The sequence below is a fragment of the Variovorax sp. Soil_C_12 genome, assembly GCF_057657375.1.
Map to the genome: position 1 here is coordinate 499,476 of NZ_JBDGIO010000002.1, position 19,554 is coordinate 519,029.

General features: G+C 67.9%; 18 protein-coding genes and 1 pseudogene. 3 read left to right on the forward strand and 16 right to left on the reverse strand.

Annotated features, from left to right (window positions below; translation table 11 throughout):
* Nucleotides 1–56: 56 nt before the first annotated feature.
* The gene (locus tag AC3A6X_RS07350; protein ID WP_487841556.1) at nt 57–1,130 is read right to left on the reverse strand and encodes an NAD(P)-dependent alcohol dehydrogenase; all 1,074 of its coding nucleotides are present in this window, start codon (nt 1,128–1,130) and stop codon (nt 57–59) included.
* A 142-nt stretch (nt 1,131–1,272) separates the two neighbouring features.
* Between AC3A6X_RS07350 and AC3A6X_RS07355 the strand changes: the two genes are divergently transcribed.
* Together AC3A6X_RS07355 and AC3A6X_RS07360 are read left to right on the forward strand one after the other, a co-directional pair.
* On the forward strand, nt 1,273–1,947 hold the full coding sequence (locus AC3A6X_RS07355) for a response regulator (protein WP_487841557.1): 675 nt from the start codon (nt 1,273–1,275) through the stop codon (nt 1,945–1,947).
* Nucleotides 1,944–3,329 (forward strand): ATP-binding protein, encoded by a 1,386-nt coding sequence (locus tag AC3A6X_RS07360; protein WP_487841558.1) that lies wholly within the window; start codon nt 1,944–1,946, stop codon nt 3,327–3,329. The genes AC3A6X_RS07355 and AC3A6X_RS07360 overlap by 4 nt, the downstream gene beginning before the upstream one ends.
* Before the next feature lie 4 nt (nt 3,330–3,333).
* On the opposite strand, the gene AC3A6X_RS07365 is transcribed toward AC3A6X_RS07360, so the two are convergent.
* From AC3A6X_RS07365 to AC3A6X_RS07410, 10 genes are all read right to left on the reverse strand, one after another.
* The gene (locus AC3A6X_RS07365; RefSeq protein ID WP_487841559.1) at nt 3,334–4,023 is read right to left on the reverse strand and encodes a hypothetical protein; all 690 of its coding nucleotides are present in this window, start codon (nt 4,021–4,023) and stop codon (nt 3,334–3,336) included.
* A 10-nt stretch (nt 4,024–4,033) separates the two neighbouring features.
* Nucleotides 4,034–4,894, reverse strand: a complete 861-nt coding sequence (locus AC3A6X_RS07370) for an SDR family oxidoreductase (RefSeq protein ID WP_487841560.1) — start codon at nt 4,892–4,894, stop codon at nt 4,034–4,036.
* The gene (locus AC3A6X_RS07375; RefSeq protein ID WP_487841561.1) at nt 4,891–5,589 is read right to left on the reverse strand and encodes an iron-containing redox enzyme family protein; all 699 of its coding nucleotides are present in this window, start codon (nt 5,587–5,589) and stop codon (nt 4,891–4,893) included. The genes AC3A6X_RS07370 and AC3A6X_RS07375 overlap by 4 nt, the downstream gene beginning before the upstream one ends.
* Before the next feature lie 21 nt (nt 5,590–5,610).
* The gene (locus AC3A6X_RS07380; protein WP_487841562.1) at nt 5,611–7,032 is read right to left on the reverse strand and encodes an AMP-binding protein; all 1,422 of its coding nucleotides are present in this window, start codon (nt 7,030–7,032) and stop codon (nt 5,611–5,613) included.
* Nucleotides 7,029–7,664, reverse strand: coding sequence for a thermostable hemolysin (locus AC3A6X_RS07385; protein ID WP_487841563.1), 636 nt, complete (start codon nt 7,662–7,664; stop codon nt 7,029–7,031). The genes AC3A6X_RS07380 and AC3A6X_RS07385 overlap by 4 nt, the downstream gene beginning before the upstream one ends.
* 107 nt (nt 7,665–7,771) lie before the next feature.
* Entirely contained in the window at nt 7,772–8,134 is a 363-nt protein-coding gene (locus AC3A6X_RS07390; RefSeq protein ID WP_487841564.1) for a hypothetical protein, read from the reverse strand.
* A gap of 107 nt (nt 8,135–8,241) precedes the next feature.
* Nucleotides 8,242–8,961 carry an ABC transporter ATP-binding protein gene (locus tag AC3A6X_RS07395; RefSeq protein WP_487841565.1) on the reverse strand — a complete coding sequence of 240 codons (720 nt, stop codon included), beginning with the start codon at nt 8,959–8,961 and terminating at the stop codon, nt 8,242–8,244.
* Complete coding sequence (locus AC3A6X_RS07400) at nt 8,958–10,202, reverse strand: ABC transporter permease (protein ID WP_487841566.1); 1,245 nt, start codon at nt 10,200–10,202, stop codon at nt 8,958–8,960. Before AC3A6X_RS07400 ends, AC3A6X_RS07395 begins: the two co-directional genes overlap by 4 nt.
* 4 nt (nt 10,203–10,206) lie before the next feature.
* Nucleotides 10,207–11,250 (reverse strand): efflux RND transporter periplasmic adaptor subunit, encoded by a 1,044-nt coding sequence (locus tag AC3A6X_RS07405; protein WP_487841567.1) that lies wholly within the window; start codon nt 11,248–11,250, stop codon nt 10,207–10,209.
* A gap of 114 nt (nt 11,251–11,364) precedes the next feature.
* Entirely contained in the window at nt 11,365–14,100 is a 2,736-nt protein-coding gene (locus AC3A6X_RS07410) for a bifunctional acetate--CoA ligase family protein/GNAT family N-acetyltransferase (protein WP_487841568.1), read from the reverse strand.
* A 303-nt stretch (nt 14,101–14,403) separates the two neighbouring features.
* On the opposite strand from AC3A6X_RS07410, the gene AC3A6X_RS07415 reads away from it, so the two are divergent.
* Complete coding sequence (locus AC3A6X_RS07415; protein ID WP_487841569.1) at nt 14,404–14,856, forward strand: pyridoxamine 5'-phosphate oxidase family protein; 453 nt, start codon at nt 14,404–14,406, stop codon at nt 14,854–14,856.
* A gap of 19 nt (nt 14,857–14,875) precedes the next feature.
* Here the strand turns inward: AC3A6X_RS07415 and AC3A6X_RS07420 are convergent.
* The 5 genes and pseudogenes from AC3A6X_RS07420 to AC3A6X_RS07440 all read right to left on the reverse strand — a co-directional run bounded on the left by AC3A6X_RS07420 (nt 14,876) and on the right by AC3A6X_RS07440 (nt 19,521).
* Nucleotides 14,876–16,970: pseudogene (locus AC3A6X_RS07420) on the reverse strand (copper-transporting P-type ATPase).
* A 475-nt stretch (nt 16,971–17,445) separates the two neighbouring features.
* Complete coding sequence (locus AC3A6X_RS07425) at nt 17,446–18,111, reverse strand: methyltransferase family protein (protein WP_487841570.1); 666 nt, start codon at nt 18,109–18,111, stop codon at nt 17,446–17,448.
* The gene (locus tag AC3A6X_RS07430; RefSeq protein WP_487841571.1) at nt 18,092–18,334 is read right to left on the reverse strand and encodes a DUF2933 domain-containing protein; all 243 of its coding nucleotides are present in this window, start codon (nt 18,332–18,334) and stop codon (nt 18,092–18,094) included. The genes AC3A6X_RS07425 and AC3A6X_RS07430 overlap by 20 nt, the downstream gene beginning before the upstream one ends.
* Before the next feature lie 16 nt (nt 18,335–18,350).
* Nucleotides 18,351–18,599: a hypothetical protein gene (locus tag AC3A6X_RS07435; RefSeq protein WP_487841572.1), complete on the reverse strand. Its 249-nt coding sequence runs from the start codon at nt 18,597–18,599 to the stop codon at nt 18,351–18,353.
* A gap of 142 nt (nt 18,600–18,741) precedes the next feature.
* Nucleotides 18,742–19,521, reverse strand: coding sequence for a Rossmann-fold NAD(P)-binding domain-containing protein (locus AC3A6X_RS07440; protein ID WP_487841573.1), 780 nt, complete (start codon nt 19,519–19,521; stop codon nt 18,742–18,744).
* Nucleotides 19,522–19,554: the final 33 nt, after the last annotated feature.

The following is a 19,554-nucleotide window of genomic DNA, read 5'->3' on the forward strand; positions in this document are numbered from 1 at the left end:
GCGGCTGACATAGCGCAAGGCAGGCTGGTTGGCCGGGCGGCGCTCGAACACCGCGGTCAGGGCGTGATGGCAACCTTGAGCACCCCGTCGCGCTGGTGCCCGAACAGCTCGTAGGCCGCCTCGATGTCGTCGAGGCGGAAGCGATGGGTCACCATGGCGCCGAGATCCACCCGGCCGCCCTGGATCACCGACATCAGGCGCCGCATGCGTTCCTTCCCGCCCGGGCACAGGGTGGTGACGATCCGGTGGTCGCCCAGGCCGGCGCAGAACGCGCCGAGCGGGATCTTCAGGTCCGTCGAGTAGACGCCGAGGCTCGACAAGGTGCCCCCGGGGCGCAGCACACGCAAGCACGCCTCGAAAGTCTGTTGCGTTCCCAGTGCTTCGATCGCGACGTCGACGCCGCGGCCCCCGGTCAGCCGCAGGATCTCCTCGACCGGATCGACCTGACTGCTGTCGACCACGTGATCGGCGCCCATCCGCCGGGCCATGCGCAGGCGATCGGGAAGCCGGTCCACGCCGATCACCAGGCTCGCGCCGCTGAGCTTGGCGCCTGCCGTGGCGCACAGGCCGATCGGGCCTTGCGCGAACACCGCCACCGAGTCGCCGATCCGGATGTCGGCGCTTTCGGCGCCGCTGAAGCCGGTCGACATGATGTCGGGGCACATCAGCACCTGTTCGTCCGTGAGGCCGTCCGGCACGGGCGCGAGGTTGGCCATGGCGTCAGGCACGAGCACGTATTCGGCCTGGCACCCGTCGATCGTGTTGCCGAACTTCCAGCCTCCCATCGGCTTCCAGCCATGAGCAGTTCCCGCGCCGTCCTGCGAACAGGTGCCGCACAGGCATGCATTGCTCCATCCGCTGGGCGTGATGGCTCCGGCGATGACGCGTTGCCCTTCCTGGTACCCCTTGACAGCGGAACCGAGCTTCTCGATCACGCCGACCGGCTCGTGGCCGATGGTCAGACCCTTGGCCACGGGGTACTCCCCCTTGAGGATGTGGACATCGGTGCCGCAGATCGTCGTGGTGGTCACGCGCACCAGCGCATCGAGGGGGCCGACGGCTGGAATCGTTTTGTCCTCCAGCACGATGCGTCCGGGTTCGACGAAGACGGCGGCTTTCATTTTGGGCATGGGAGTTTCCTGGTGGCAACGATCCGCCAGTCTCGATCGACTTCGCGATGCCCGGCTTGCGCAAGATCAAGGCGAGCACACGGCCAAGGCGGCGGCCTTCTGCATAATCGACCGCGCCATACCGGCGATTCCGAGATCACGCATGCGCATCCTGATCGTGGAGGACGACACCCTGCTGGGCGACGCCGTCGCGACGGGCCTGCGCCAGCTCGGGCATGTGGTGGACTGGTTCGGCGATGGTGCTCTTGCGGATGCCGCCCTGTCGACCGCGCCCTTCGACGCCATGGTGCTGGATCTCGGCCTGCCTGGCGGGGACGGCATGCAGTGGCTGTCCCGCTGGCGCAGCCGGGGGCTGAAACTTCCCATGCTGATCCTGACGGCGCGCGATGCCGTGGAGCAGCGCATCGCCGGCCTCGACGCAGGGGCGGACGATTACCTGGTCAAGCCGATCACCATCGACGAGCTCGCGGCGCGGCTTCGCGCCATGGTGCGCCGCTCGTCGGGCCAGGCGCAGTCGGTGTGGCAGCACGGTGCGCTCGAGTACGACCCGGCAGCCAAGGTGGTGCGCTGGAAGGGAGAACAGGTCGACCTGACGGGACGCGAGATGGCGCTGCTGGAGGCGCTGCTTGCGGATTCCCAGCGGGTGTTGTCCAAGGCTTACCTGCAGCAGAAGCTATACGACTGGAGCGGGGGCGAGCCGGAAAGCAACACCCTGGAGGTACACGTGCATCGCCTGAGGCGCAAGATCGATCCCATGATCGTGCGCACCGTCCGCGGCGTCGGTTATGCCCTCGGCTCCGGCGAGCCTTCTTCATGAGCGAGCCGACGGGGCGAGAGCCGCGCAGCCTTCAGCGCCGGCTGGTGCTTTATCTGCTGATCTGCGCACCGCTCGTGTGGGCGGTAGCGCTGATCGTGTCTGTCGATCGGGCCCGCCACGAGGTCAACGAGCTCTTCGACACGGAACTGATCCGCCTCGCTCGCCAGGTGCAGGTGACGCTCAAGGATTCCAACGCCACGGGCGCGGCGCCGGCGCTGCCGGCGCCGCCGAGGCCTGGCAGCCAGGCGGCCGGTGAATCCGATGTGCGCGACCTGGCCGTCGCGGCCTGGGACCGGCAGGGCCGCTTGATGCTGGCGGATCGTGAGGGTGCGGAGCTGCCCCGTCTGCCGGATCGCTCGGGCTTCGTCGACGAAGAGATCGATGGACAATCCTGGCGCGTGTACTACCTCCAGTCTGTCAACGGCGAGTGGCTGGTGGCGGCCGGGCAGAAGACCTACGAGCGCGACGAGGTGGTCTACAGCCTGACGGCGAGCCAGGTTGTCCCCTGGCTGCTCGTGTTGCCCGTTCTGCTGCTCACCATGAACTGGGCAGCGCGCCGGGCCCTGGAGCCTCTTCGCCAGCTGACCGCCGACCTCCAGGGCCGTGGGGCCGACGACCTGGCATCGGTCCCCACCCATTCGACGCCGGCCGAACTGAAGCCCCTGGTGGGCGCCATGAACGGACTGTTCGAGCGTATCGAGGCCTTGCTGGCGCGTGAGCGCCGTTTCACGGCCGACGCTGCCCATGAGCTGCGCACGCCGCTCGCGATCCTGCGAGTGCAGTGGGATGTGGTCCGCCGTGCTGCCGCCGGGCCAGAGCGTCACGATGCCGAAGCCAAGTTCACGGCCGGCTTGGATCGGATGGGGCGGCTCGTCGCGCAGATGCTGGCGCTCTCACGGCTGGAAGCGGGCAACGTGCCGACGCCGAAGACAGAGGTCCGTTGGCCGACTGTGGTCGAGGAGGCGGTGAACGAATGCCTGGCGCTGGCCGAACGTCGCCGGATCGACCTGGCCTGCGATTGGCCGCCCCATGGCAGGCATCCGATGCCCCTGCTGGGCGATGAGCACCTGCTTGGCGTCCTGCTGCGCAATCTGCTCGACAACGCCGTGCGCTACGCCCCGACGGGAAGCACGGTGACGCTGCGCATCGGCGAGGAGCAACTCGAGGTGGAGAACGAAGGTCCGCCCCTGAGCGCCGACCAGCTGGCACGCCTGGGGGAGCGCTACTTCCGTCCAGCCGGTCAGTCCGAGAGCGGCAGTGGCCTGGGCATTTCGATTGCCCGGCGCGTCGCCGAGCTGCACGGGCTGGAGCTGGCCTTCGAAACATGTGCGGCGGGGCAGGGCGTGCGCGTGGCGGTGCGCTTTGCTGCCGAGAGGCGCTGACGGCCTACCGGGCTTTCGCCTTGTCGAGCAGCCCCCGTGCCTCTTCTCGGCGCCCGGCGTCGGCCACCTGGCGTCCCGGCCGCGGCGGTGCCTGGATCGCGCGCTCCAGATAGACCACGGCCTGCTCGGGCTGCTTGTTCTCGAACAGGTACTCGCCCATGAAGAAGTTGGGGTCGATACCCTTGGGATTGAGCGAGAGCGCCTTTTGCAAGAGTTCTCGGGCCTTCGCCTTGTCGCCGAACCCGACCGGCCAGCCCGGCACCTTGTAGTAGAGAACGCCGAGGCTGTTGTAGGCCGAGCCATCGAGCACGTCGCCGTTGATGCGGATGGCGTCCTCGTACAGCGCCTTGGCCTGCTTGACCAGGCCCAGCGCGCCCAGCCCGCCTTTCTCGCCCGCCCACGAGCTGACGATGATGCCTTCCCATACCAGTGGTTCGCTGCGGTCCGGATACGCTTCGCTGACCTTGTGCGCCCTGGTGGCCAGTGCCTCGAAGCGCTTCTCGCGCTCGGCGGGCGGGGTCTGGTAGCGGATGACTTCCCAGTCTCGCTGCAGTTCGGTGACAGACTCTTCCACGCCAGCGGCGCTGGCGAGGTTCGGCAGCAGGCCGGCGAGTGCCGCGGCGGCGAGCAGGGTGCCCGCCCAGCGTCGACCGGGCAGTACAGGGGACGATGGGTGTTCGGATCGGGTCGTCATGGCGGAAACCTCAGTGAATCGTGGTGAAGGAACTGGCGCGGGCTGCGGAGTCTCCGGTCCGCTCGGCAGGCTCCTGCGGCAATGCGGGCAGGCTGCGGCGATGCCTGGCGAAGGCGCCATCCAGCAGCGCCGGAGCGATGCCATTGATGCGCACCGCAAGTTTCTCGGGGTAGCCGAGGAAGCGCTCCAGCGTCTCTGCTTCGAGCATCTTCAGCATCGCGCGCGCCACCTGAGCCGGATCGTCCATCGCACTGCCCGTGGCGCGGTTGTAGGCCTCCACCTCCTGGCTGTTGAAGGCGGTTCGCGTGCCGCGCGGGCCGATGTACTGCACCTGCACCGTGCTGTCCGCGAGCTCGCGGCGCAGTGCTTGCGCGAAGCCGCGCAGGCCGAACTTGCTCGCGCTGTAGATGCTGTAGCCGGGCAGCCCGATACCGCCCAGTGCGGAGCCGACGCAGATCACCTGGGCGCGAGGCAGGCTGCGCAGATGGGGCAGCAGCGCCCGCGTCAGCAGCATCGGCGCCAGCAGGTTGGTCTGCAGCACACGCCCCATGCCTTCCGGGGTCGCGGACTCGAGATGGCCGAAGCTGGCAACGCCGGCCCCGTGGACGATCACGTTGCATCCCCACGTACGCGCGGCCTCGCTCAGGCTGGCCAGGTCCACGGCGCTGGTGAGGTCTGCGGACCGCCACTCGATGCGCGGCGGATGGTCGCTCGTACCCTGCATCAGCGTCCGCGCCTGGGCGGCCAGCTTGGCCGGCGAGCGTCCCGACAGCATCAGTGCGGCACCGGCCCGCATGAAGGCCGCGGCGGCTGCTTCGCCGATGCCGCCATAGGCGCCTGTCAGCAGAATGCGTGCTTCGGCGGCCTTCACGAAGCGGCTCCCGTGCTTGCCTGGTCCGCCACGTCGCCGCTCGCCAGCGGCAAGGGCAGGTCGCGGAACACGTCGCCGTAGAGCCTGAAGAAGGCGCGGGCAGCATGGACGATGTCCGCCTGGTCTTCAGGGTCTTCGATCAGGTCCATGAGCATCGCGAAATGAGCCGTGTGCGCCTGATCGAGGGTGCCGTGCGAGCGCAGGTAGCTGAAGGCACTGTCGGGAAGGTCCAGGGACTGCTGGATCTGGTCGGCGGCCAGCAGTGCCAGCGAGACGCTGGTCCCTTCGAGCACGTGCACCATGCCGAAGAAACCAAGCGGATTGCGCCGCGCGATCGTGTCGTACGCGTAGGCCACCATGACTTCGGCGGCATGGCCCGGCAGCCCTTCGCGAACGGCCTCGGCGTCGCCGCCGCAGGCCCGGATGTCGTCGAGGATCCAGCCGTCGTGGCCTTGCTCTTCCTCGACGTACTCGTCGAGCGGCGCGTGCAGCCAGGCATGGCGTTCGGGCAGCGCCGCCTTGCAGGCCTTCAGCAGAGGTACCGTGTGGCGCACGTGATGGTAAGCCTCGCGCAGAAAGGCAACATAGCTGGAGAGCGAGACCTCGCCCCGCAGGCAGCCCTGGATGATGGGGGCGGACAGCAGGCCCATCCGGGCGTCGGCGGTTTGCTTGAGCAGGCTTTCGTAAAAACTCATGGGAACTCCGGGCGGAAAGATTCAAGTGGTGGGAATGCCCAATGCGTCGGCATGCGCTGCGAGGATGGCTGCGCGTTGTGGGCGGCCGTTGGGCGTGGCCATGCCGGATGCGGCATCGAAGGGGGCACGCCCGCGCGTCCAGCAATGCACGCGCGCATAGTCGGGAAGGCGCGCATTCGCGGCGTCGATGGCGGCCTGCAGATCGGCATCTCTGGCCTCTGCCTGCAGCGGCCAGAGCACGGCACTGAGCGTGGCTTGCCCGTCGCCGAAGACCACGGCCTGCCCGATGGCGGACTCGTCACGCAGCAGGCCCTCGATCCACTCCGGCGACACATTGCGTCCGAAGGAGGTGATGAGCACCAGCTTCTTGCGCCCTCGCACGTACACGAATCCATCCTCGTCGATGCTGCCGAGGTCGCCGGTAGGCCACCACGCCGGCGGCGGTGCCGGGTCGCCGAGGTAGCCCGAGAACAGGCTGCCGGCCACCTCGATCTCCCCGTCCGCCGCAATGCGCAACCGGGCGTGCGGCAGGGCGCGCCCGGCGCTTCCGTCGCGCTCGGCGCCCGGGAGGTTGAGCGTTTGCACCGACGCGCCTTCGGACAATCCGTAGCCTTCGCAGGCAGGCAGCCCGACCGAGCGCGCGGCCGCCAGCAGCCGCACGCCGACGGCGGCGCCGCCGACGGCCACCATCCGGAGTGACGACGGGGCGCGCGCGCCAGCCCCGAGCAGATGATGGACCCAGGCCCGCAGCATCTGCGGCAAGAGGATGACGCTGTGGGGCTGGTGCCGCTCCACCACCGCATGGAAACGCGCCGCGTCGAAGCTGGACGAGCCCTCGAGGCCGAGTTCCTTCAGCGGCAGGACGATGCAGGTCGCACCGCGCGCGAGCGGTGCCATCAGCCCGGCGATGTTCTCGAGCAGCACCGCTAGCGGCAGTGCGCAGAGATGGCGCCGGATATCGAGAGGCTTCATCGCCTGCACCAGGCCGCTCGCGACGCGCTCCATGCTGTCTGCCCCGAGGCAGACCCCCTTCGGGGCCCCCGTGGTGCCGGAGGTGAAGGTGATCTTGGTGGTGCCGGGCGGCATCGGCGCCGCCTGGAAAGGTAGCCGTACCATCGCGAGCGGCTCGTCCGCGATCTCGCAGGCGATCGCAGGGGCGTCGGGCCAGCGACCCGCCAACGCGCCCGGCGTCAGCAGCGTGTCGACGCCCGCAGCACCCAGCACGTGGGACAGCTGTCCGGCGCTGAAGAAAAGTGGCAGCGGCACGTGCACCACCTGCGCCTGCCTGCAAGCAAGGTCGGCCACCGCCCAAGCGGGGGTGTTGTCCATCAAGGTGGCCAGCACCCGTGTGCGCTGCGCCGCAAGTCGGTCTGCCAGCGAGCGCGTCGCCGCTTCGAGCTCGGCAGCACTCCAGCTGCGCCGGCCGTTGTCCAGCGCCGTCATGCGGTGCGCCTGCCCAGGCGGCGCACCGCGTCCGGAAGATGCCCTGCCAGCACCAGCGGCCCGTGTTCGTAGTAGCTGCCCCAATGCACAGCCTCCGGCCCGAGTGCGGCCGAGTCCGCTTGCCCGAGCTCCAGCGGCGTCACGCCGATCCGCACGAACAGTTGCCGCAGTTCCCGCGTCAGGGTTCCAACCACCCATTGGAAGCCTTGGGCGGCCAGGTGCGGCCCCAGCAGGTAGATCAGGCGGCGCCCTTCGCCGGCACGCCCCGCGGCCAGGTGGCCGACTTCGACAATGTCCGCGCGCCGGGGCTGATAGCCGGCATGTCGCGCGAGTAGGCGTTCCACGGGCGCATCGAGATAGCGTTCGAGGAACAGGGGACCCTGTGCCCCATGACGGTAGCCGGCCGCCGCGACGAGCGCGCCGGCACGGTCGCGCTGGCTCACCAGCACGGGTGCGAAGTGCGTGATCCGCGCGCCGAACCGTCTCGCGTAGACCTGTCGGATGAAATTCTCGACCTCCGTTCGTCGAGGGTCGCTGTCGGGGTGTATCCCGAACGATGATTTCGCGGGCGCAGGGTCGGTGTACGCCGACGACGCGCCATCTTCCTTGCGGAAGGACGAGGCCATGAACATGCTTGCTCCAGATCCGGGCCCCCGGAAGTGGGCCCTGGGGAGCAATGTTCGAGGGCTTCGATGAACGCCTCCTTAAGCGCGCCTTCCCGCCGCAAGCCGAATTGCCGCTAGCGTGCAGGCGCCTGCTGCGCCTCGCGATCCAGCATCATCTTCATGGTCATGTCCCTCATGTCCATGCAGCGCTTGGTCATGTCGGCCATCCCGCTCCCTTGCGTGCCCGTGCCGGTGGTACTCGTTTCGCACATCATCGACATGCCGCCCCGCATGGCCTGCATATGCTCCGCCATCAACGCCTGCCGTTCCTCCAGCGTCTTTGCGGCCGCCATCTTCTGGTGCATGTCGCTCATCGTCTTCATCTGCCGGTGGTAGCGAGTCGACGGATCGTGTGGGCCGCCCTGGTGATGCGTGGCCGACGGCGATGCGCAGCCGCCAAGCGCAATCGCTGCAGCGGCGATGAGGAAGATCTTCATCTTTCAAGCTCCTTTGTTTCAGTATGAGTTGCTTGAAGGATCCGACATTGACGCAGATCAATCATTGGATCGACCGGGGCGCAGTTGTTCTGGGCGCTCGCGAAGGGTCACGCGTCCGGATCGGGCCGCCATGCCATGTCGACGCGGCCGTCGACGATGCCGATGCGCCGGTCCGCGGCCGAGGCGAAGTCTGCATCGTGCGTGACGGCCACCACGCTCTTGTTCAGATCGCGGGTCAGATTTCGAAGGATGTCGCGCACGTTGGTGCTGGCAACCGAGTCGAGATTGCCGGTCGGCTCGTCGGCGAGGATCACGAGCGGGTCGTTCGCCAGCGCGCGGGCGATGGCGACGCGCTGGCGCTGCCCGCCGGACAGCTGGCTGGGCTTCTTGCGGTGATGACCCTCCAGCCCGAACTGATCCAGCAGTTCGGCAGCCCGAGCCTCGGCCGCCTGATCCGAGAGGCGGCCGAGCTTGCGGATCGGGAGGCACACGTTGTCGAGTGCACTGAATTCCGGCAGCAGGAAATGGAACTGGAACACGTAGCCCAGCCGGGCCAGTCGAAAGTCCGCGAGCCGGTCCTCGTCGAAACCGCTGGTTTCCTGCCCGTCGATCCAGATGCGCCCCTGCGTGGGCACGTCGAGCAGGCCCAGCAGGTAGAGCAGCGAAGACTTGCCGGAGCCCGACGGGCCCATCACGCAGACGAACTCGCCGCGCTCGATCCGGAGGCTCACGTCCTTCACCAGCGTGACCGGCACCTCGCCTTCGAGCGTCCGCGTCACGTGTTCGATGCGGATCACCGGGCCCGAAGCGGAATCGGCGCCATTCATGCAGCACCTCGCAGGATGTCGACCGGACGCACGCGACCGGCGCGCCGCGCAGGGAGATAGGACGCTGCCAGGCAGGAGAGCATCGCGAACCCTGCCGCCAGCGCGTGCTGCCCGGCGCCCCACGACATCGGCAGCCGGACCAGCTCCGTGACACCGGGCGGGCGGATCTCGACCTGCCCGAGCAGCTGCATCAGCGCCAGGCCGAGCAGCTCGCCCAGGGCACTGCCGATCAGCCCGACGATCAGGCCTTCGAGCAGAAAGATGCGCCGCAGGTCGCGCGGGTGAAAACCCATCGACTTCATGATCGCGATGTCGCGCGTCTTCTCCATCACGATGGTCGAGATCGTGTTGTAGATGCCGAATGCGGCGACCACCAGGATGGCCGCCACCACGCTGTACATGATGATGTTGCGCACGAGCAGCAGGCTCAGCAGGTCCTCGGAGGCTTCGATCCACGAGACGGCCTTGTAGCCGGTGGCTGCCTCGATGTCCTGCGCCGTGCGCTGCGCCGCGTACGGATCGGCAAGCTGGATGATCACGCGATTGACGCGGTTCTCCCGGCCCAGCAGCGACTGCGCGCGCTTGAGCAGCACGAAGGCCTGGGCTTCGTCGTAGGTGGCGTTCCCGGTCCGGAAGATGCCGACCACGCGCAGCGGCCGGCTGGTGCCGTCGGCTGCCAGCACGCTCAGCGTGCTTCCCAGGCGCAGGCTGAACTTGTCGGCGAGTCCGCGGCCGATCAGGATGCCGTTGGGGTCGGACGCGAGCGCGTCGAGCGAGCCCGCCTGCAACTTCTCTTCGATGGTCGTCACATGCTTCATCTTCTCGGGCACCACGCCGGACAGGGTGACCCCCTGCTGCCGCCCGGCGAAGGTCAGCACGGCTGCGTCGGCGAGCACCGGCGCGGCACGCACGCCCGGCAGCCCCTCGATGAAGGCCAGCCGTTGCCGCCAGCCGCGAATGCCTCGCGTCTCGCGCAGCGGGCGCACGTTGCGCAGATGGACCGCAGCCTCGGGCCAGTACAGCGCGGCAGGTTGCGCGCGGCCCTGGCGAACGTCGTCGTAGACGGTGATGTGAGGGCTGCTGTCGACCAGCCGCTTGAGGAAATCGTCTTCCGATCCGCGCATCAGGCCCGAAACGGCCAGGAAGAAGGCGACGCCGAGCACCACTCCCGTGAGCGACACCAGCGTCTGCCGCTTGCGGCTCGTCAGGTGCGCCAGCGCGATGTCGAGGGTGATCGCCACAGTGTCACCGACTGGCCAGCGCAGCCGCGGCAGGCGCGTCCGCTGGGGAGGGAATGCCGCGTGCGCGCTGCCCGTCGCGCAGCGCGTCGGAGGGGAACAGGACCACCGTCTCGCCGTCAGTGATCCCCGACACGATCTCGGTGCGATCGGCGCCGACGGCCCCCCTGACCACGGAACGCCGCTTCAGCCGGCCTTGCGTCAGCAGCCACACGCGATCGCCCTGGAGTGCGCGGTTGGGCAGCAGCAGTGCGCCTTCCCGGCGCGAGATGATCAGGTTGGCGTCCATGGTCATGCCGCTTCGCATCGGCCCGGCCTCGATGGCCGGGGGGTCGATCAGGCGCACGCGTACGCGGTAGCTGCGCGATACCGGGTCGCCCTTGGGCGTGATCTCTGCCACCCGCCCTTCGTAGAGGCGATGGGGCAGGGCGTCGCTGCGCATCATGACGGTCTGGCCGATCACGACGCGGGCGATATCCTCTTCGTCGACCTCGGCGGTGACCCGCAGCGGGGCGCAGCAGGCCAGCGCGAACACCGCCTGGCCGGCAGGCACGAACTGGCCGGCCTCGCCGTCGCGGCGCAGGACGATGCCGTCCGCAGGCGCCGCGAGCTGGTTGTAGTCACGCTGGACCTGGGCCCGCCGGGCCGCGGCCTGGGCCGCCAGCCACTCCGTGCGTGTGCGATCGAGTTCGGCGGGCGCGACGAAGCGTTGCTCCACGAGGGAACGGGCGCGCTCGAACTGAGCCCGCGCCAGCTGTTCGCGCGCGCGCATCTCCTGGATGGTCTGGTCGAGGTCGCTCGATTCGATGCGCGCGAGCACCTGGCCGCGTTTGACCTGCTGGCCCTCTTCCGCATCGATCGCCACCAGCCGGCCGCCGACGCGCGGAGCCACGGGAACCATCACGGTCGGTTCCACAGTGCCGGTGGCGTACACCGCCTCGATCGCCGGGCCTCGCGTGGGCAGCGCGGTCTGCACGCGCACCGGCCATTGCCACCAGACGATGACGATGGCCGGCACCGCCAGCAGGCCGAGACCGACGAGGATGACCATCCTTGGCTTCAAGCGCATTCTTTCCATAGGAGTGCCGCCTTTGTCTGCGAGGCTCGGGCGCCACCGCCAGGGCAGTGATCAAGTGGGTGGGGCGTGGCATTGACGGTCATCGCTCTATCGGCGCCCGGCGCGGTCCTGGTTCGGATCCAGCGCAAAGTCTTGCTCTGCGGTCTCTCGATCGCGAGCGGCGCTGTCCAGCGACATGATGACGCGGCGTACTTCCGACCCCATCGGTTCCGCCAGGTCGGTCTTGAAGCCCAACGCGCGGGCGAGCTTCAGCATCCGAGTGTTCTCGCGCAGCACGATGCCCACGAGGCGGCCGATGCCGCGGCTGCGGGCGTGCTCGATCAGCCGCTCGAGCAGCAGCGTGCCAAGTCCGCCGCCCTTGAGGTCCGAGCGCACGATGATGGCGAACTCGGCCTCGACGTGGTCCGGGTCGCTCACGGTGCGTGCGACGCCCAGTGTCTCCGGCACGCCCTGTGCGTCCACGGCTTCCGCGATGAGCGCCATCTCGCGGTCGTAGTCGATCTGGGTGAGCCGGGCGAGCTCGCTGTGGGGCAGCTCGCGCCGCGTCTGGAAGATGCGCATGCGGACGTCCTCCGGGTCGAGCTTCTCGATGAACTGCCGGTGCTGCGCTTCGTCTTCGGGACGGATGGGGCGCACCGTGATCTCGCGGCCGTTCCAGGCCTGGGTTCGCACCCATTGCGAAGGGTACGGAAGGATCGCGAAGCGCTCGGCCCCGGCGACCGGTCGGCTGGAGACCCTGATGCGTGCATCGAGCGCGATGGCACCGGCTTCGTCGACGTACAGCGGGTTGATGTCGAGCTCGGCCAGCTGCGGCAAGTCGGCCAGCATCTGCGAAACGGCGATCAGCACGTCGTAGAGGGCGTCGACCTTGGCAGGCGGGTGGTCGCGATAGCCGGCCAGCAGGCGCGAGACGCGGGTGCGCGAGACCAGTTCACGCGCCAGGCTGCGGTTGAGAGGAGGCAGGGCGACCGCGCTGTCGGCGGTGATCTCCACCGCGGTGCCGCCCTGGCCGCACAGGATCACCGGCCCGAACACGCTGTCGATGCTGGCGCCGACGATGACTTCCTGGGCATGGGGCCGGCGCACCATCGATTGCACGGTGAATCCGTCGATGCGCGCGTCGGGCTTGGCGGCTCTCACGGCGCGCAGCATCTCGCTCACTGCCATGTCCAGCGATGCCTGGTCGCGCAGATCCAGCCTGACGCCGCCGACGTCGGACTTGTGCGTGATGTCGGGCGACACGATCTTCAGCGCGACCGGATAGCCCACCTCGCGCGCGGCCGCGAATATCGCTTCGGCCGATGCGCGGACCGCGCGCGTGGGGACCACGGGTACGCCATAGGCCTGGAGGACGGCCTTCGCCTCGTGCTCGCCGAGCCACTCGCGCCCTTCGGCGAGCACCGCGTCCAGTCGGCGGCGTGCCGAGGCGACATCGGGCACCGGGTTCTCGCTGGCGCTGGGGGCCTCGATCAGGATCTCCTGATTCCGCCGATAGGTCTGGAGCATCGCGAAGGCTCGGACGGCTTCCTCCGGCGTGGGGTAGTCGGGCACGCCGGCCTGCTCGAACAACTGACGCGCCTGGGAGACGGCGCCATCGCCGAGCCAGGCGCTCATGACGCGTGGCCCGCTTGCGCGAATCAGCGGCAGGCAAGCGCGGGCGATGTCGTCGCTGCGCACGATCGCCGTCGGTGCATGGATGAACAGCACCGCGCCCGCGTCCGGATCGGCGAGCAGGGCCGAGAGCGTTGCGGTGTAGCGCTCGACCGGTGCGTCCCCGATGATGTCGACCGGGTTGGCATGAGACCAGTTGGCGGGCAGCGCTGCGTCGAGGCGCTCCAGCAGGGCCCCGCTCGGCTCGGCCAGCGTGACGCCGGCCCGCGCGGCCGCGTCGGCGGCCATCACGCCGGCACCGCCGCCATTGGTCATGATGGTCAGGCTCTCGCTGCGGTTGCCTCGGAAGCGCGCCAGGGTCTCGGCCGCGATGAACAGCTCCTGCAGCGTGTCGACGCGCAGCATGCCGGCGCGCCGGATGGCCGCGTCATAGACGACGTCCGAGCCGGCCAGTGCCCCGGTGTGCGAGGCGGCGGCGCGCACGCCGTTGCCGAAGCGGCCGGCTTTCACCACGATCACCGGCTTGTTGCGCGCGGCCGCCCGCGCAGCCGACATGAACTTGCGCGGCGATTCCACCGATTCGACGTACAGCAGGATGGAGCGTGTGCGCGCATCGCTGGCCAGGTGGTCGAGCAGGTCGCCGAAGTCGACATCGCAATGATCGCCGAGCGACACCAGGTGCGACAGGCCGATGCCGCGGCTTCGGGTCCAGTCGAGCACGGCGGTGACCAGCGCGCCCGACTGCGACACGAAGGCCAACTCCCCGGGCAGGGCGTCGGTGTGGGCGAAGCTGGCATTCAGCCCGATGTGCGGGCTCAGCAAGCCGATGCAGTTGGGGCCCAGGAGGCGCATCAGGTGGGGCTTGGCCGCGTCGAGCGCAGCCTGCTTCTGCGCCGGGGTCAGCCCTGCCGTCACGATGACGACGGCGCGCGTGCCGAGCGCGCCGAGCTCGGCGACCAGCGGCGCCACCGTGTGCGCCGGCGTGCACAGGAGGGCAAGGTCCGGCGCAGCCGGCAGCTGGCCGGCCGTGGCGTACACCGGAACGCCATCCAGGGTGCTGTGCTTGGGATTGACGGCGTAAACGGGGCCGGCGAAATGGCCGGCGCGCAGGTTGCGCCAGACGGTGGCGCCCACGCTGCCGCTGCGGTTTGAGGCGCCGAAAACGGCGACCGAGGCCGGCGTGAGCAGGCGGTCGAGGTGGCGGATGGTCACGATGCAATGACTCCCGAGCGCGACGGCTCAGCCGAGAAGATGCGGCTCGCGGCGAGTGACTCGCGCGTGGACGCGCGCGCAGAGAGGGTGGAGAGGCGGATCTTCATGTCCATCAAGATAGGACCTGCCGCGAGCCGGGCCTTGACCCTTATCAACAATTCGCCATGTCGCCGGCCGCCGGCGCGGATACCTGGCAAGTTCAACGGTGTCCGTGCACAGGCCCTTGATCCCGGTCAAGGCTGCGCAGCCATACAAGCCCAAAATGTCGTGGAACTCTCCCCTTGACGATTGGGCAGGCGACTCATGGACGACGAAATCAGACGGAAGATCCTGGCGCTGTTGGACCAGCATCGCATCATGACAGTTGCGACGCTGCGTCCTGATGGATGGCCGCAGGCAACGACGGTCGGTTATGTGAACGAAGGTCTGACCCTGTACTTTCTCTGCGGGCTGGACAGTCAGAAGTCAAGGAACCTGACGCGAGATGATCGACTCTCGCTGACCATCGATCACGACACGGCGGATCTGATGGCGATCACCGGTCTGTCGATGGCAGCTCGTGCGCATGCGGTGAATGATCGGGCCGAAGCGGAGAAAGTCTTGAGCATGCTGCCGCTGAAATACCCCGAGGCAGGGCCTCTGCCGATGAAGATGCCGAGCCCGGACGAGGTCCGTGTGTTCCGCGTAACGCCCTCGGTGATCTCCGTCCTTGACTACTCCAAGGGCTTCGGCCATACGGATCTCATCGTTTGCTGATGCGCAATCGGCTTCTTCCTCAGTCCAACTTCAGCGTGCGCAGCCGCAAGGCGTTCGTGATGACGCTCACCGATGAGAGCGCCATGGCAGCGGCGGCTACCACCGGCGAAAGCAGCAGCTCCGAAGAACGGGTACAGAACCCCGGCGGCAAGGGGGATGCCTGCGACGTTGTAAGCAAAGCTCAGGAACAGGTTCTGCCGAATGTTCCGCATCGTTGCACGGGACAGCGTCCTCGCGCGAACGATGCCCATCAGGTCTCCCTTGAGCAGCGTGATGCCCGCGCTCTCCATCGCGACGTCGGTGCCGGTCCCCATGGCTACGCCCACGTCTGCCGCCGAGAGACCGGGTGCATCGTTGACCCCATCCCCTCCCATGGCGACGACGCGCCCCTCGTCGCGCAGTCGCTTGACCACCGCTGCCTTGTCCTCGGGAAACACTTCGGCGATCACCTCGTCGATGTGGAGCTGACGCCCCACGGCTTCGGCCGTGGTCCTGCCATCGCCCGTGAGCATGACGATGCGGATGCCAGCCGCCCTCAACGCCTCGATGGCCTGAGCCGATGTTTCCTTGATGGGGTCGGCGATCGCAACGAATCCGGCCAGCTTGCCGCCCACGGCCACGAAGATGACCGTGGCTGCCTTCTGCCGTTGGGCCTCCGCCGACGCAGCCAGGTTCGTCGCGTCGATGGCGTGCTCGGCCAGGAACTTGGCGCTGCCGGAGATGATGAGCTGCCCGTCCACGGTGCCGACCACGCCCTTGCCGACGGGCGAATCGAAATCCGTGACCGGCGACAGCGGGAGCTTCCGCGCCTGGGCGTCCATGACGATGGCCATGGCCAGCGGATGCTCGCTGGCACGCTCGACGCTGGCGAGCTTCTGCAGCACCGCCTCGCCCTTGAAGCCATTCGCCGGTTCGATGTGGACGACCTTCGGCCGCCCCTCGGTCAGCGTGCCGGTCTTGTCCAGCACCAGCGTGTCGATCTTCTCCATCCGCTCGAGCGCCTCTGCATCGCGAATGAGCACGCCGTGCTGTGCGCCCTTGCCGACGCCCACCATGATGGACATCGGCGTCGCCAGGCCCAGTGCACAAGGGCAGGCAATGATGAGCACGGCCACTGCGGTGATGAGTGCGTAGCTGAATGCCGGGGCCGGCCCCCAAGCCAGCCAGATCACGAACGTCAACGCTGCAACCAGCATGACAACCGGCACGAACCAGCCCGCGACTCGGTCGGCCATCCGCTGGATCGGCGCACGACTGCGCTGAGCTGCGGCCACCATGTGGACAATCTGGGAGAGCAGCGTGTCGGCACCGACCTTCTCGGCACGCATCACGAAGCCGCCGGTCTGGTTCATGGTCCCCGCCGTCAGCTTCGAGCCCGCCGTCTTGGCGACCGGAATGGGTTCGCCCGTCACCATGGACTCGTCGACGTTGCCCCTGCCTTCTGTGAGTACCCCATCGACCGGAACCTTTTCACCGGGACGAACGCGCAGCAGGTCTGCGACCTGGATGGTGTCGACCTGAACGGTTTCGTCGGCGCCATCCGGCTTGACCTTGACCGCAGTCTTCGGTGCGAGTCCAAGAAGCGCTTTGATGGCGCCAGACGTCTTCTCACGCGCTCGGAGCTCGAGGACCTGGCCGAGCAGGACGAGCACCGTGATGACCGCGGCGGCCTCGAAGTAGACGGCAACCGAGCGATCCTCGCTGCGCAGCGCATCCGGAAAGAGCCCCGGAGCTAGCGTCGCAACCAGGCTGTAGAGCCAGGCAGCACCGGTGCCAAGGGCAATCAGCGTGAACATGTTCAGGCTGCGGTTCTTCACGGAGGCAACGGCCCGGGTGAAGAACGGCCAACCGGCCCAGAGCACGACGGGCGTGCCAAGGATCAGTTGAATCCAGTTCGAGGTCTGCTGGGCGACAAGGTGGTGGATGTCGACGATGTGGCCGCCCATCTCCAGCGCGAAAACCGGGGCGGTCAACGCCGTCCCGATCCAGAAGCGGCGCGTCATGTTGCGCAGTTCGGAGCTCTCGCCGGTGTCCTCGGTCGCCAGCACCGACTCCAGCGCCATGCCGCAGATGGGGCAACTACCCGGGCCCATCTGGCGGATTTGCGGGTGCATCGGGCAGGTGTACTCGACCTGCCTGCCCGGCGGAGCCGCCGCGGTTGGCTTCGTCGCAGCCGGCCGATGCCCCGCGCCGCCCCCGCCCGACGCCGGGCCGGAAAGATCGTGGCGTTCGGTGCTGGAAGATGGCATGGCGCTCTCCTGTTCTTGCTCGAAGTTTCAACCCTGCCCGACGTAGGAAATTTAGGTGGTGCTTGAGCACCCTTACTGCGGAATAGACCGCGCAGCCCCTGCGATCCAGATGCCGAGGCCCGCCAAGCACGCCCAGCAAAGCCAGAACAGCGCACGTTCCCACCAAAGCGGAGGGCCGTCGCGGGCCTCGAGGCGGTACCTCAGTGTCATGCCGAGGCCATGAACGACAACGCCGCCGACCAGCAGCGGCATTGCGTAGGACCGAAGCCACTCGGGCAGGACCAGCGCCAGGCCGGCGCCCAGGACGATGGCCCCAAGACCCGAGGCGAGTTCTGCCCCTTCAGTGGCTGCGCGCGGCACGTGCACCGTCGCCTCGTGAGCAATGGGGGATGAAACGCGGCGTCGCAGCGGCATATTCTCGCCACGCGTCCCCGAAAATCTTCTCCGAGTCCCGTTCCTCGGAAATGGCCAGGCGCACGTACATAGTGACCAGCACCGGGAACATCGCCAGCGTCATCAGCGTCGGCCACTGCAGCAGGAAGCCGAACATGATGGCGACGAAGCCGATGTACTGCGGATGACGCACCATTCGGTAAGGCCCCGTCTTGGCCAGTTGGTGGCCCCGCTGCGCATGGTAGAGCACGTGCCACGATTTCGACAGCAGCGCGAAACCGGCAACGATGAACACAAAGCTCAGGATGTGCAGCACGCCGAGGTGCGGGTTCCCGTGCTGCCCGGCCAGGAGCCACCAGAGATGGCCCGCATCGTGGCCAAACAAGTTCATGCCCGGGAACTTCGGGCCGAGCCAGCCCGAGAGCAGGTAGATGGTCAGGGGGAAACCGTACATCTCTGCAAACAGCGCGACGATGAAGGCGCTGTAAGCGCCGAAGCTACGCCAGTCTCGCAGGTTCACCGGCTTGAAGAAGCTATAGGCGAAGCCGATAAAGATGGCGGCGTTGAGCAGGACCAGACCCCAGAGTCCGTAATCACTGTTGGCGTCGTTCATGGTCGCTGCTCCTGGATTGACCGTGCTCGTGGCCGCCATGGTGGTGCCCGCGGTGCATGAACATGTGCATCAGCGGGCATGCCAGGACGAACAGGTACGGCAGCAGGCCCAGGACGTGCGCGGTGTGTTCAGTCAGGAGGTAGAAGCCACCGACCGCGATCGCGACCACCAAAGCCAGACCAGCTGGCGAGCCCCAGAACGGCGGCGGCCGATCGTGGTCCATCCTTCGCTCCTTCGAATCATTTGACAGGCGTGCGGGCCGCTTCGCGGTCCATCATCATCTGCATCATGGTTTCCATCATGTCCATGCGCTGACCCATCATCTGGGAATCCATGGGCATGCCGCTCTTGCCGTGGCCCCCCTTCATTTGGCCCATCATCGACATGCCGTCCCTCATGACCTTCATGTGCTCGGCCATCAGGGCCTGGCGCGCCTCGGGCGTCTTGGCGGCCGTCATCTTCTGGTGCATGTCACGCATCTTGTTCATCTGCTGCTCGTGCGCTGAGGTCGAAGACGCAGCGCGATGCCCGGTGTGATCATGGCTCACCGGGGCAGATTGCGACGCGCATCCACCGAGGGCGATGGCCGCTACGAGAAGAATGGCTAGCTTCATTTCCCGGACTCCTTTCTCACATACCAGTATGAGAACTCTGAAAGGGAGGCGTTTGACGCACATCAACAAATGGAGAAGCCTTGACGATCGTGTCCAGCAGCACGGCCTGCATCACGCACCGATGGTTCTCCGCACGCCGGGCCTCGTCGAGCGGCAGGGCGGATGCGAGCAGTGACCAGTGCGCCGAGTGCCTGGCGTCGACCAGGAAGGTCGCGTCGTTCGATGCGGGCTGCCCGGTGCCGCCGGCCAGCACGTCGAAGCCGGCCGCGCGGGCGGCCGAGACGAACTGGCTGCCGCGTGCCGCCTTCGGATCGCCGAGAAACAGGATCGACGCGCCGGGCGGCGACCGATGCTCGCGCAGTGTCATGAGATCCGCCAGGAGGCGGGCCGGATGGTCGTCCAGGCACAGGTCGTGGTAGACCGGCACGCCGGCGTCCTGCTCGATCCGGCGCGCGGTGGCCGGTGCCAGCGCCTCGCAATCGACGGCGTCGTACATGCGACCCAGCATCTGCGCCAGGACGAGAACATTGTCCCGTCCCGGTGCCGGCCTTGTCGGCTCGGTGAACCTGACCTCGGCCACGCGTGCCCCCAGGTCCTGCGCGGCGCGGCGCAGCGTCGAGATGTCACCAGCGGGCGAAGGGCCAAGCAGCAGCGCCAGGTTCTTGCCGCGCAAGGGCTGGCCGGCGGTGCCGGCGCGTGCCTGTGCCCGCAGGCGCTCGGCCGCGGCCAGGGTCGCCAGGATGCACTTGGCGGCCAGCGGATCGCGGTGAGGGAAAGTGGAAATGCGGGACGTCACAACGCAAAGATAGGACCTGCCGCGATCCGAGAC